The sequence below is a fragment of the Thioalkalivibrio sp. AKL12 genome (assembly GCF_000377925.1).
Lineage (GTDB): Bacteria > Pseudomonadota > Gammaproteobacteria > Ectothiorhodospirales > Ectothiorhodospiraceae > Thioalkalivibrio > Thioalkalivibrio versutus.
Genome location: NZ_KB898893.1, coordinates 154,818 through 167,547, shown reverse-complemented (window position 1 = coordinate 167,547; position 12,730 = coordinate 154,818). Strand labels below are relative to the sequence as shown.

Sequence of the window (12,730 nt, the reverse complement as noted above, 5' to 3'; positions counted from 1 at the left end):
CCGTGAACGGATACTTGGTGATTCTGCAACCCCGCGAGTGTGGGTATTTTTGAGAACCATTCCGCAAAACCCTAGTCTCTGTATCGGACATTCATGGATCCGTCATGGAATCGGTTGGCGTTTGACGCCGGCTGCCGACGGGAAGGAAACCGGTATGACCGAACAATCGAAGCGCACGGGACGGGTCACTCGCTCCGCGCGCTGTGGGCGAGCCTTCCGGGCATTGATCCCGGCGGCCCTGCTGGCGTTACTGGCCGGGTGTGGTTCGGAGAACGGGCAATCCGGAACGATGGTTTCCAACGCGGCTGCGGGCGATCGCCTGGCCTCCGTGGATGAGACCGGCACGCTGCGCGTGGTGACCCGCAACGCACCCACCACCTGGTACTTTGACCAGCATCTGGAGACGTCCGGCACCGAGCACGACCTGGTCGAAGGCTTTGCCCTGGCGCATGGCTGGAAGGTGGAATGGGTCATGGCCGACTCGGTTTCCGGTGTCCTCGAGGCGCTCGAATCCGGCGCGGCGCACATGGCGGCAGCGGGTCTGACCCATCTGCCGTCGCGTGACGAGCGCTTTCGCCGCGGTCCGCACTACATGGAGGTGAGCGAGCAGGTCGTCTGCCATCGCGACTTGTCCGGCATGCCGGGTTCGACGGACGAGCTGGAGGGCGTCGATCTGGTCGTCTCGGCCGGCAGCAGCTACGTCGAAACCCTGGAGGAGGCGCTTCCGGAATCGGTCGATTTCGAGGTGCGCGAGATCGGCACCGAGCGCCTGATGGCGCAGGTCGCCCGGCAGGAGATCGGCTGCACCGTGGCTGATTCGCACATCGTGCGTTACAACCGCCGCTCCTTCCCGCATCTCGACATCGCCTTCGATCTGTCCGCGCCGCGCGCGCTGGGGTGGTATGTCGATCCGGAACACGCCGAGCTCGCCGAGCTGGCTGCGACCTGGATGCAGGGCGCCGGTGGCCGCGAGCTGCGCGACCTCGTGGACGAGCGCTATTACGCCTACATCAACCAGTTCGACTTCGTCGACCTGCGCGCACTGAACCGGCGCATAGAGGATCGCCTGCCCCAGTACCATCCCCACTTCGAGGAGGCGGCCGAGCGCACGGATTTGCCCGCGGATCTGCTGGCTGCACTGGCCTATCAGGAGTCGCACTGGGATCCGGAGGCGCGCAGCCCGACGGGCGTGCGCGGGCTGATGATGCTGACCCGTCGCACCGCCGAGTCGCTGGGCGTGGATCGCCTGGACCCGGTGGAGAGCATCGACGGCGGGGCCCGCTACCTGCAGCGTCAGCACGGGTTGCTGCCGGATGACATCGTCGAGCCGGATCGTACCTACCTGGCGCTGGCGGCCTACAACATCGGCCGGGGTCACTTGCTGGATGCGCGCCGCCTGGCGCGCGAGCTGGGACGGGACCCGGATCGCTGGGCCGACATGCGCGAGATCCTGCCGCTACTGACCGAGGAGCGTTACTACAAGGATCTGCGTTACGGCTATGCGCGCGGGTATCAGCCGGTGTACTACGTGCAGCGCATCCGCAATTACCGCGACGTGATCCGCCCGGTGTTCGTGGCCGAGGACGAGATGTCGGATCGGGTCGTCGTCAGCCGCGATTGACCCGTGATCCCTTGCGGTCGCCCATAACGAGGTCGTCCAGCATCCGTTTCCAGTCCGGCTCCAATCGCCCCGACGTCCACGCGCGGACGTCGGGTGCGGGCGGGGCGCCTTGTTGCAGCCATGCCTGCAGGCGCTGCGTCAGCGTGTCGACATCGCCTTGCGGGTAGCGACAGGCATCGGGGTATTGTTCGCGGTAGGCCAGGGCATCCGGGACCAGCGGTGTGGCACCAGCGGCGCTGGCCTCCAGCACTGCCAGGCCCTGGAACTCGTGCCGGGCGGTACTGACGACGATACCTGCGCGGCCCAGTAACGCGTCGTATTCACTGCGGGGCAGCTTGCCATCGGCGATGATCCGGTTCCCCAGGGCCTCGCGCAGCTTTTGCAGGGGTTCGGGGGCGTTCGCCGGCCGCGGTCCCAGCAGGGCAAGACGGAAATCCACGCCCGACCCGGCCAGCGTCAGCATGGCCTCGGCAAAGGCCTCCGGGGCCTTGTCGTATTCCCAACGGTGATTCCAGAGGATCAGGCCCGGATCGCGAGTGCCGCCGGCCACGGCCGTTGGCTGGATCGGCACCGGGAGGATCGCGCTGCGCTGCGTCAGTCGGTCCCGTATCCCGGGAGGTACCGCATCCGGCATGCGTCCGAGCAGGGTCGCCATCCCTTCCAGGAACGAGTCGCGGTTGAACGCCGAGTTGAAGGCGATGCGGTCCGCGGCCAGCGCCGCATAGATCTGCACCATCTGCGGGTCCACCGAATCCACCTGTTGCGGGCCCAGCGGATAGGCAAACTGGTTCTCGTGCACGTAGTAGAGCGTCGGCAGGGCGGCGAGATGCGGATGGAGTCCGCGCAGGGTGGCGAGATCCACCATCGAGGTGGCGATGACTGCGTCGGCTTCCGTGGTCGCCAGTTCGTCCAGCCAGGAGATCGGGTTGCCACGGATGCGCCAACGGAAGTGGCGCCCCGGCAGTTCCAGTAGCTGCCAGTCGAACGCATCGAAGGTGCTGGTTAACCAGTCCGCCCAGGCCGCGTGGCTGTCGGCGCGATAGGCAGACAGCAGGAGGATGCGCTTGCGATGGTCCGGCACGCCCCTGTACGCCTCCGGTCGGAGAGGGGCCACCGGTGCGGCCCCTCGGGTGATTACCAGGTCAGGACTTTGCCGGCCGACCCCAGCGAAGGCAAGGCCTGCGAGGGCGTAAGCAAGGGGAGGTCCGGGTAGGCCAGATCCGATTCATCCATTCCGTTCAGCTCAAGCGATTGCCGGCAGCCCATCATCTGGACGCCGTTGTCCATGGCGTTCTTCATGAAGTCGGCGATGCTCTTGCCGCCCTCCATGGGATGGATGTTCTCGGCGACGCCGGTTTTCAGCAGTTCCGTGGCCGGCCCGGTGAAGTACATGATGACGTTCTGTTCGCTTGCGGCGGCGGTGGCCGCCAGAAAGAAGGCCGACGGCAGACGGCGCTTGTTCTCCGGCCCGGTGATCATGATGACAACAAGATCGGCGGTTTCTTCGCTCATGTTGGTTTCTCCTTCGGGGACGTTGGGACGGCGCGGTTATGCGCCCGGTGCCGTCCAGCGCTCGCCGGCCATGGGCTCGTCGACCGGGGTGCCGGCGATGTGGTTGGTGTAGTTGGACAGGGTCTTCAGGCCGATCGCCAGGATCACCTCCAGCATCTGCGGGTGCGTGTAGCCGGCGTCCAGGAAGGCCTGCTGGGTGGCCTCGTTGACCCAGCCACGCTGTTCGATCATGGCGCGGGTGAACTGGCGCAGCGCCTCCAGCTTCGGGTCGTCGATCGGTCGGTCCTCGCGCAGCGCATCGACCACGCCGTCCGGAACGCCGGTCATGCGGCCGGTCATGCTGTGCGCGGCCATGCAGTAGTCGCATTCGTGATAGCGGCTGACCGTCAGCAGCAGGGTGCACTGCTCGGTCGGGCTCATGGAGGTCTGCTGCAGCAGGGTATTGAGGGACAGATAGGCCTCCGCCAGGGCTGGCGCGCTGGCCATCTTGCGGATCAGGTTGGGGACCATGCCGAAGGTCTGCTCGGCCTGCTCGAAGGCCGGCTTCGCGTCGGGGGCGCTGGCGGCGTCATGCAGGGGGAAGTGTTCATCGCTCATGGTGGACCTCCGGGGTCGGGTTGAGCAGGAGCGCCCCGAGCGCGGGGCCCAGGCGCAGGATCGTGGTCGGATCCTGATCGGCCTTGGCCATCACCAGGATCCCTTCCATCAGCGCCAGCCACTGTTCGGCGGCGGCCGCGGTGTCGGTTTCGGGCGGAAGCTCGCCGTTCTGTACGGCCGCGTCCAGCACGGCGCGAAAATGTGCGGTGACCGCATCCAGGTGCTTCCGGATCGCCTGGCGCAGGGCCGGGTTGTGGGTACCCATCTCCACCGCCAGGTTGCCGAAGGGGCAGCCGGGCAGCTGTCCGGATTCCGTCTGCATCCGCGCCTCGAAGGCATGGATCGCGTGGACGAACGCGTCGATGCGAGCGCGGAGCCCGTTGGCGCCCGACAGCCCGGGGATCAGCACGTCGCGCTCGAAGTCCGCGTAGAGCGCGTCCAGCATCGCCAGGGTGAGCGCCTCCTTCCCGGGGAAGAAGTGGTACAGACTGCCCTTGCGCACGCCCGCCTGCGCACAGATCTCGGCAATGCCGACGGAGGCGTAGCTGCGCGTGACAATGAGGTCGCGGGCGGCCTGCAGCAGGGCTTCGCGGCTTGCACCGCGGGTGTCGTTGGGTGTGATGGCTTCCATGTCTTTGCACACTAGTTGACCGGTCGGTAAAGTGCAAGAACGACACCTTGTACGGAGACGAGCCAATGACGCGCGAACGGGGTATACAGGATGGGGACGAGGGTGGCGTGGCCATCCCGGCGCACTACGCCGAATCCTGGGCGGATGGCTTTGGGGTGCGTGGCTGGAAGCTGGATCTGCCAGGACGCGGCGCGGACGTGATCGCGGCGACGCCCTTTGCCGGCGAGCGCATCCCGACGTCGGTGTTCGTGCACGACATCGTGGATCATCACTTGTGCGGGTTTGCCCTGTCCGGTTATCGCGACGAGGCCGGGGCATTGATCCAGCTGGCGCAGCGCACGGGTTCCGATCCGGTCCCGGACTTCGTTCAGATTATCGACGAGGATTTGATGCCGGGCGCTTTCGAGAGCGATGACTGGCGCGAGCTGTTGCCCGCATCGCTGGTCGCGACGGTGGAGGCCGCCGCGGATACGCGTTCCGGGATGGCGCAGTTGCGCCAGCAGTGGGGTGACGGGGTGCTGCGCGCGCTGTGGATTGCCGGGTTCGTCGAGACCGGCTGGAGACTGGCGGATGCGGCCCGTGCCGGATGGGAGTGCCACGGCCTGGAATACGCGGCCCGGGGTGCCACTGCGTTGGCGCTGCAGCGGCTGTTCGAGCGGGTCGACGCGAGCGTCCTGGAACAGGGCTGGATACAGGCGGAAGGCGAGTTCCGGGTCGCGACGGATGCCGTCGGCTTTCGTTTCGAGGGGGGTGGGGCGGAGCTCGTTGAGCGTGTCGAAGTGATGGACTGAGCCGCTTTCCGGAAAGGAACGCCGGTTCTATTCCGTGTCGCTCCGTTCGCGGGGGATCTCCAGGGATGGCCGGTGCAGGTGATAGCCCTGCGCCATGTCCACGCCCAGTTCGGCCAGCATCGTGAGGGTCGGGCCGTCTTCCACGCACTCGGCGACGGTGCGTTTGTCGAGACCGCGGGCGACATCGACCATCGCGCGGATGAAGGCCTGGTTGTCGCGGTTGTTGGGCAGATCGCGCACGAACATGCCGTCGATCTTGAGGATCTGCACGCCCAGGTACTTGAGATAGGCGAAGGTGGAGAAGCCGGAGCCGAAGTCGTCCAGGCACACCGTGCAGCCGGTGTGCTGCAGCGCCTCGATGAAGCGCTGGGCGTCCTGCATCTCGGACACCGCGGCGGTCTCGGTCAGCTCGATGATCAGCCGGCGGGGCTCGACCGCATGCTGTGCCAGCTGCTGGGCGATGTACTGCGGAAGGCTGGGTTCGTCGAAGCTGCGCCCGGAGATGTTGATCGCGATGCCGGCGATCGCCGGGTCGCCGGCCAGGCGGGCGATGCTCTCGCGGATCACCCAGCGGTCGATATCCAGGATCTGGCCGGTCTTCTCCGCGATCGGGATGAACTGGCCGGGCATGGCGATCTCGTCGGGTTTGGTCGGGTCGCGCATGCGCACCAGGGCCTCCAGGTGGTGCAGGTGGCCGTCATCGATGGCGTAGATCCCCTGGTAGTGCAGCTCCAGATGGCCCAGTTCCAGGGCCGAGGCGATGCGCTGGCTCCAGGACATCCGCTCCAGCATGTGCTCGGCGGTGTTGCGGCTGCGGTCGAATACCGCCCAGGTGTTCTTGCCCAGGTCCTTGGCCTGGTACATCGCGGTGTCCGCGTGGGCCACCAGGTCCTCCACGTTGTCACCGTGCTCGGGGTAGTGGGCGATGCCGATGCTGGCGGTGAGCCGGTAGTTCTGGCCGCGGAAGCGGAACGGGATCGAGGCGATCGCGCGGCCAACGCGTTCGGCCAGCTCGATCGGCTCGTGCTCCGAGTCGCGATCGACCAGGATGGCGAACTCGTCGCCGCCCAGGCGGGCGAAGATATCCTGGCTGCGAACCAGCGCGGCGATCTCGCCGGCCGCGCGTACCAGCACGGTGTCTCCGGCGCGGTGGCCGAAGGTGTCATTGATGGTCTTGAATTCGTCGAGATCGAAATACAGCAGGGCAAAGCGGCCGCTGCGGCGGCGTTCGCTGTGGATCATGTGTTCCAGGTGCTTCTGGAAGTGATGGCGGTTGTAGAGCCCGGTCAGGGCATCATGCTCGGCCAGATAGACCAGCTGCTGGGCGGTCTGGCGCTCGTGGGTCACGTCCTCGTACAGCCAAAGGCGGCCGATGGTGCGCTCGTCGGTATCGTGCACCGGGTAGGAGACCTGGGTCAGGATGCGCCCGTCGTACAGGTCGACCTCGAAGCGTTCGCTGATCTCGTGGGTATCCAGCACGTGCAGCACATGGCGCGAGGCGTGGTCCGGCCGGGCGAAGCGGTGGGTGGAGTGCTCCAGCACCTCGCGTGAGGCCCGTCCCACCAATTCCAGTTGGTTGTCGATGGCCCACATCCGGCGGAAGGCCGGGTTCACGTATTCCACGCGGCCGTCGCGGTCCTCGAACAGGATGCCGATGCTCATCGCGGAGAGCAGGGCGGCCATGCGCCCCTGTTCGCGCTGGGTCAGTTCCAGCAGGCGGGATTGTTCGTCGCGCGAGGTCTCCAGCTCGGCCAGGGCCTGCAGCAGCGCCTCTTCGTTGCGCTTGCGCTGGGTGATGTCGTGCGAGATCGCCACATACCGGGCCGTCTCGCCGCGGGGCGCCACCATCTGCAGGGAGATCTCGACCGGCACATCGAAGCCGTCGCGATTCCGGTGGCTGGTATCGAAGCGGAGCTGGTCGCGTACGCCCCGGCGCAGCGGCTCGATCAGCTGACGAAAGCGGCCTTCCGGGAAGTCCGGCTTGATATCAAAGGGGTGCAGGGTCAGCAGGTCCTCGCGCGCGATGCCGGTCTGGTCCACTGCTCCCTGGTTCACGTAGATGAAGCGCAGGGTCTCGACGTCGAACAGGAAGACCGCGTCCAGGGTCAGATCGAGGGTGGAGCGAAAGGCCTCCAGTTCGTCGGTCTTGGCGCGCAGGCTCTCGCTGGTGGTGACCAGTTCGTCGGCATCGATCACGTGGCCCTGGATGTACCGAAGCCGGCCCCGGTCGTCGTAGGTGCCGGCCCCGCGTTCGAATACCCAGCATACGCCCCCATCCTGCCGCATCATGCGCCACTGGATCTGAAACTGACCGGAGCGCTGAAGGCCCTCCGAGACCTCGCGCCATACCCGTTCGCGATCATCCGGGTGGATCAGGTCGCCGAACGTCATGCCGCCCTCGACAAAATCCCCGCGCGGGTACCCGGTGAATTCCTCGATTCCGCCCTCGGCATTGATCACGTCCCAGCTCGGGTTGTTGCGGCAGCGATAGACGAAGCCGTTGAGGGTGTCGAGGATGCGCAGCAGGTCGTCGCCCTGCTGGGTGCCCAGGGTGCGGGTCAGGCTCATCAGTGCGATGCCGGCGAGGAGGGCCGTGAACATGCGCAACATCTGTACTGGCAGCCCGGTCGCCTCGAGGAAGTCGCCATAGGTTGGCAGCCAGCCGGGCAGCCCCGGATCGACGGTCCCCGGGAACGGGGTCAGCAAGGCATAGCCGAGGAAGGCCAGTGCCAGGGTGGCTACGGCCGGATAGTGGCGGCCATGATCGCCGGGTTGCGGGGCGCGCAGGGCGGGGCGCCGCAACAGGAACCAGAAGGCCAGGCCGACGAGCAGCGCGCCGGGGAAGCCGACCAGGTAGCGCCCGCCATTGGCGAGGCCGCGGCCCGGATCCTCCGCCATCCCGATGACGAGCAGCAGTCCGGCGACGATGACCGGGTACAGCCACAGGGCATCCAGGCGGATGCGTGCGTGGCTGACGATCAGGGCGCGCCGTCCGAACTCCAGCAGCGGCACATAGGAGAGCAGTTGCCAGGTGGCGTTGAGCCACAGGTCCCGGGCGGGCGGATAGTGGAGGCCTGCGGCCTGCAGGAACTCGTAGGTGCCATGGACCAGACCGAACAGGGCCAGGAGCCAGAAATGCCGGGCAAATGGCAGCGTGCCATCGCCCCGCGGCAGGACCAGGGCGACCACACCCAGAGAGAAGAACGCCAGGCCGTAGACCAGGTAGAGGATGGTGAAAGCGGCGGGCGAGAGGTCCATCAGCGGCCGACTCGCGAGTCGGGGCGTGGGTCGCCGGAGGCGATGCGGCGAGACGGCCGGGATGAGTGGTCAGGCACGCACATTCCTTTCGGCCACGTTCGGCAAGGGTGAGGCCGGTTTACGGAATTGAGGGTCTAGCTTGCGGGGAGGTGTGGCGGGGATGCAAGTCGCAGCGGGGGAGCGCTGCGGGAGGCCAGTGTCCGGCCCGGACACCCGGACCGGACGGAGGTGTCAGGATCAGGCCCCGACGTACTCGTCACACCAGCCAGCGGCGTTCACCTGAACACCCTGGAAGTCGGCGTGGAAGCACTGGCCCCATTCGGCGTCACCGCTGCCCCAGAAGGCGCAGTTCTTGCACTTCTCGCCTTCCGAGTAGTCCTCGTGACCGGCAGCGTCTGCTGCATTGTTCACGTAGTCGTGGCGATGGCCGTCCTCGGCCTTGGGGTTGTCGGCCTTGGCCGTGGACATCCCAGCCATGCTGATCACCGGGATGGCCGCCACGGCCGCGGATGCCTGACGCAGGAACTTTCGACGATTTGCATTCGGTTGGTCGGACATGAGGTCCTCCGTTTGCTTCTGAGTGGATGGTTCTTCTTGTTGCTTGGAAGAGCGAACTTCGCCTTTTCGGGTTGGGCGGGTTCACCCCCTTCGAGGCCTTCGGCCGCCGAGGGTTCCCCTGAATTTTTCAGGGATCAGGAAAACCCGTCCGGGGTCGAGCTTCGGCTGAGAGATGCAACTGCGGGGAGGAAAATTCCATTCCGGGCCACGCGTTCCGTGAGCGCGTGATGAAGATCACGCCATGCTGGTCTACCATTAGCGTCTGCTTATTCATGTTGATCAGGAGGTGTGCGATGCAGCACAAGAAGACGATGTCGATGTTGGCCCTGGGTGCATTCGTGCTGGTGCCGTTCGCGCAGGCCAGCGCGGTCGAGCGCGGCATGGAGCCCAGTGTGGCCCTGCTGGGCGGGGTGGTTGCGCCGGATCTCTCCGATGCCAGTTCGGATGCGGCCTATGGAGTCGAGATCGGTGCCAACTGCCAGTTGTTTCAGCCGGCCACCGGGGTGCTGCGTCATCACTTCAGCGTGAGCCGCTACAGCGACGACCCACTGAAGATGACCAGCGCCGAGATCAACAGCCACTGGATGTTCGAACCGAACGAACGTCTGTCGCTGGGCTTCGGTCCGGGCATCGGTTACGTGCGGGCCGAACTGGACGACGAGACGAACGGCCTGTGGGCGGCCCAGGTGGGCGGCAGCCTGAAGTACCAGCTGGATCGCCAGTGGTTCCTGGGGCTGGAGGCGCGCTACCAGTTCACCGAGAACGACCGTTTCGACGGCCGCCGCGCGGATGCCGACAACATGCGCGTGATGGGCAAGGTCGGGATGCAGTTCTGATCCTTTCGCCGATGCGGCAGGCAGGCATCCAGGGATACACCGATCAGGGTTTCCCTGGGGCTTGCCGTTCCCCGGGTGCCGGGGGACGATAGGGCAGCGCTGACATGCGAATGGGTTGCCCATGGCCGAACTTTCCGACCCCCAGTCCCCCCGCACGGATCGCGATGTCCCGGCATGGCACAGCCAGAACGCGGATGCCGCGTTCGAACATTGGGGGACCTCGCGCGAGGGGCTGACGGCAGAACAGGCCGAGGAGCGCCTGGCGCACTACGGCCCCAATCAGTTGCGTCCGCCCGAACGGGCGGGTGTTCTCCGGCGCTTCCTGCGCCATTTCCACAATGTCCTGATCTACATCCTGCTGGTAGCCGCGCTGGGGACGGCGCTGCTGGGTCACTGGGTGGATACCGGTGTGATCCTGGCCGTGGTCCTGATCAACACGCTGATTGGGTTCGTCCAGGAGGGCAAGGCGGAGAAGGCCCTGGATGCCATCCGCCGCATGCTCTCCCCGCGCGCGCTGGTGGCGCGCGGCGGCGAGCGGCGCGAGATCCCCGCGGAGCAGCTGGTCCCGGGGGACATCGTGTACCTGCAGGCCGGGGACCGGGTACCTGCGGACCTGCGCCTGTTCGAGACCAAGAATCTGCGCCTGGAGGAGGCCGTGCTGACGGGCGAGTCAGTGGCGGTGGAGAAGGACACCGCCGCGGTAGAGTCGGAGGCGGATCTGGGGGATCGCCGCGGGATGGCCTTCTCCGGCACGCTGGTCGCCTTTGGCCGCGGTATGGGCGTAGTGGTGGCGTCCGGCGAGCACACCGAGATCGGGCGTATCTCCACCATGCTCGGCGAGGTCGAGGGGCTGGAGACGCCGCTGGTGCGCCAGATGGAGCAGTTCGGCCACTGGCTGGCCGCGGTGATCGTGGTGCTTGCGCTGGCCACCTTTGCCTTCGGCTACTGGGTGCGCAGCTATCCGCTGGACGAGATGTTTCTGGCTGCGGCCAGCCTGGCGGTGTCCACCATCCCCGAGGGATTGCCAGCGATCATGACCATTGCCCTGGCCATCGGGGTGCAGAAGATGGCGCGGTGCAATGCCATTATCCGCCGCCTGCCGGCGGTGGAGACCCTGGGTGCGGTCTCCGCGATCTGTTCCGACAAGACCGGCACGCTTACACGCAATGAGATGACCGCCCAGACCCTGCGTACGGCCACCCGCGAGATCCGCGTCAGTGGCGTGGGTTACGCGCCGGAGGGCCAGTTCTCCGAGGACGAGCGGGACATCGACCCGGACGACGACCCGCTCTTGAGCGAGGTGCTGCGCGCGGGTCTGTTATGCAACGACGCCCAGCTGTACGAAAAGGATGGCGACTGGGTGATGGAAGGCGACCCGACCGAGGGCGCGCTGGTGACGCTTGCGCGCAAGGCCGGGTTGGACGTGCCCCTAGAGAGCAAACGCCACCCGCGCATCGATGTGATCCCCTTCGAGTCGGATCACCGCTACATGGCCACCCTGCACCACGACCACGAGGGGCACGCGCGGATCTTCCTGAAGGGCGCGCCCGAGCGCGTGCTGGAGCTTTGCGACCAGCAGCAGGTGGATGGCGAGACCCGCGAGGCGCTGGATCCGGAACACTGGCACGCGGCGATGGAGGCGGTGGCGGCCCGTGGCCAGCGCCTGCTGGCGGTCGCGGTGCGCGAGGCCGAAGCGGACGGTGGCGAGCTGCGTTTCGACGATGTCGAGGCCGGTGGCTTCACCCTGCTGGCGCTGGTGGGCATCATCGACCCGCCGCGCGAGGAGGCCATCCGCGCGGTGGCTGACTGTCGCGCGGCGGGGATCGACGTGAAGATGATCACCGGGGACCACCTGGCCACTGCGCGGGCGATCGGTGAGCAGCTGGGGCTGGGGCGGGATGCCGAGGCGCGTGCCGGCCACGAGCTGGATGCGCTGGACGATGCCGCGCTGGCGGAGATCGCGGAGCGCACGGATGTCTTTGCGCGGACCTCGCCGGAGCACAAGCTGAGGCTGGTGAAGGCGCTGCAGACGGGCGGACGGATCGTCGCCATGACCGGCGATGGGGTGAACGACGCCCCGGCGTTGAAGCGCGCGGATGTGGGCGTGGCCATGGGCGGGAAGGGTACCGAAGCGGCCAAGGAGGCCTCGGAGATGGTGCTGGCGGACGACAACTTCGCGTCCATCGCCCATGCGGTCGAGGAGGGCCGCACGGTCTACGACAACATCCGCAAGGCGATCCTGCACATGCTGCCGACCAACGCCGGGCAGTCGCTGACCATCATGATGGCCATCCTGATGGGCCTGGCCCTGCCACTGACCCCGGTGCAGGTGCTGTGGGTCAACATGGTGACCTCGGTCACGCTGGCGATGGCGCTGGCCTTCGAGCGCGCCGAGCCGGGGGTGATGCAGCGCCCGCCCCGCGCGCCGAATGCCCCGCTGCTGTCCGGCTTCCTGCTGTGGCGCATCCCGTTCGTTGCCTTGCTGCTGTGGGCCGGCACCTTCGGGCACTTCGTCTACATGGAGAGTCTTGCCGGGGTCGCCGACGAGGTCGCGCGCACGGTGGCGATCAACACCCTGGTGGCCGGACAGGCGTTCTACCTGCTGAATCTGCGGCTGATTCACCAGCCGGTGCTACCGGGCGGGGAGCTGTTCCGCTCGCGCGCGATGTGGCTGGCGATCGGGGTGCTGGTGGTGCTGCAGCTGGCGTTCACCTATGTCCCGCTGATGCACACGCTGTTCGGGACTACCGCCATCGGTGCGGACGACTGGGCGCGCATCCTGGCTTTCGGGCTGGCGGTGTTCGTGATCGTGGAGCTGGAAAAGCTGGTGGTGCGTCAAGTGATCGCGCGCCGGCGCGGGGTGGCACCGCAGGCCGTGTGACACGCACCCCCATGCTTTTCCGAGTTCATGCAGCCGTCGGTCGTT

Annotated in this window: 10 protein-coding genes; 4 read left to right on the top strand and 6 right to left on the bottom strand. The window is 66.8% G+C overall.

The features are described from left to right. The first annotated feature begins 154 nt into the window (after positions 1–154). Entirely contained in the window at positions 155–1,621 is a 1,467-nt protein-coding gene (gene mltF / locus D579_RS0105520) for a membrane-bound lytic murein transglycosylase MltF (RefSeq protein ID WP_018951337.1), read from the top strand. Here mltF and D579_RS0105515 read toward each other — a convergent pair. Genes D579_RS0105515 through D579_RS0105500 form a run of 4 tightly spaced genes read right to left on the bottom strand, consistent with a single transcriptional unit; the run spans position 1,608 to position 4,361 of the window. Then, entirely contained in the window at positions 1,608–2,702 is a 1,095-nt protein-coding gene (locus D579_RS0105515; protein WP_018951336.1) for a DUF3524 domain-containing protein, read from the bottom strand. The two genes, mltF and D579_RS0105515, sit on opposite strands and share 14 nt — an antisense overlap. 53 nt (positions 2,703–2,755) lie before the next feature. Continuing rightward, positions 2,756–3,133 carry a DsrE family protein gene (locus D579_RS0105510; RefSeq protein WP_018176524.1) on the bottom strand — a complete coding sequence of 126 codons (378 nt, stop codon included), beginning with the start codon at positions 3,131–3,133 and terminating at the stop codon, positions 2,756–2,758. Positions 3,134–3,169: 36 nt separating this feature from the next. Continuing rightward, the gene (locus tag D579_RS0105505) at positions 3,170–3,730 is read right to left on the bottom strand and encodes a carboxymuconolactone decarboxylase family protein (protein ID WP_018938004.1); all 561 of its coding nucleotides are present in this window, start codon (positions 3,728–3,730) and stop codon (positions 3,170–3,172) included. Further along, on the bottom strand, positions 3,720–4,361 hold the full coding sequence (locus D579_RS0105500) for a TetR/AcrR family transcriptional regulator (RefSeq protein WP_018938003.1): 642 nt from the start codon (positions 4,359–4,361) through the stop codon (positions 3,720–3,722). Before D579_RS0105500 ends, D579_RS0105505 begins: the two co-directional genes overlap by 11 nt. A 65-nt stretch (positions 4,362–4,426) precedes the next feature. Between D579_RS0105500 and D579_RS0105495 the strand changes: the two genes are divergently transcribed. Next, complete coding sequence (locus D579_RS0105495; RefSeq protein ID WP_018938002.1) at positions 4,427–5,152, top strand: hypothetical protein; 726 nt, start codon at positions 4,427–4,429, stop codon at positions 5,150–5,152. Between the two features lie 27 nt (positions 5,153–5,179). On the opposite strand, the gene D579_RS0105490 is transcribed toward D579_RS0105495, so the two are convergent. Together D579_RS0105490 and D579_RS0105485 are read right to left on the bottom strand one after the other, a co-directional pair. Continuing rightward, positions 5,180–8,410 carry an EAL domain-containing protein gene (locus D579_RS0105490; protein WP_018951335.1) on the bottom strand — a complete coding sequence of 1,077 codons (3,231 nt, stop codon included), beginning with the start codon at positions 8,408–8,410 and terminating at the stop codon, positions 5,180–5,182. A gap of 237 nt (positions 8,411–8,647) precedes the next feature. Next, positions 8,648–8,968, bottom strand: coding sequence for a high-potential iron-sulfur protein (locus D579_RS0105485; RefSeq protein WP_018938000.1), 321 nt, complete (start codon positions 8,966–8,968; stop codon positions 8,648–8,650). Positions 8,969–9,261: 293 nt separating this feature from the next. Here D579_RS0105485 and D579_RS0105480 point away from each other — a divergent pair, with 293 nt between their 5' ends. Continuing rightward, the gene (locus D579_RS0105480) at positions 9,262–9,804 is read left to right on the top strand and encodes a hypothetical protein (RefSeq protein WP_018937999.1); all 543 of its coding nucleotides are present in this window, start codon (positions 9,262–9,264) and stop codon (positions 9,802–9,804) included. A 121-nt stretch (positions 9,805–9,925) separates the two neighbouring features. Next, positions 9,926–12,685: a cation-transporting P-type ATPase gene (locus D579_RS0105475; RefSeq protein ID WP_018951334.1), complete on the top strand. Its 2,760-nt coding sequence runs from the start codon at positions 9,926–9,928 to the stop codon at positions 12,683–12,685. The last annotated feature ends 45 nt before the right edge of the window (positions 12,686–12,730 follow it).

What these genes read in the sequence shown, in the direction of transcription:
- mltF (WP_018951337.1), top strand. Translation starts at nt 155, where the DNA reads ATGACCGAACAATCGAAGCGCACGGGACGGGTCACTCGCTCCGCGCGC.
- D579_RS0105510 (WP_018176524.1), bottom strand. Translation starts at nt 3,133, where the DNA reads ATGAGCGAAGAAACCGCCGATCTTGTTGTCATCATGATCACCGGGCCG.
- D579_RS0105505 (WP_018938004.1), bottom strand. Translation starts at nt 3,730, where the DNA reads ATGAGCGATGAACACTTCCCCCTGCATGACGCCGCCAGCGCCCCCGAC.
- D579_RS0105500 (WP_018938003.1), bottom strand. Translation starts at nt 4,361, where the DNA reads ATGGAAGCCATCACACCCAACGACACCCGCGGTGCAAGCCGCGAAGCC.
- D579_RS0105495 (WP_018938002.1), top strand. Translation starts at nt 4,427, where the DNA reads ATGACGCGCGAACGGGGTATACAGGATGGGGACGAGGGTGGCGTGGCC.
- D579_RS0105490 (WP_018951335.1), bottom strand. Translation starts at nt 8,410, where the DNA reads ATGGACCTCTCGCCCGCCGCTTTCACCATCCTCTACCTGGTCTACGGC.
- D579_RS0105485 (WP_018938000.1), bottom strand. Translation starts at nt 8,968, where the DNA reads ATGTCCGACCAACCGAATGCAAATCGTCGAAAGTTCCTGCGTCAGGCA.
- D579_RS0105480 (WP_018937999.1), top strand. Translation starts at nt 9,262, where the DNA reads ATGCAGCACAAGAAGACGATGTCGATGTTGGCCCTGGGTGCATTCGTG.
- D579_RS0105475 (WP_018951334.1), top strand. Translation starts at nt 9,926, where the DNA reads ATGGCCGAACTTTCCGACCCCCAGTCCCCCCGCACGGATCGCGATGTC.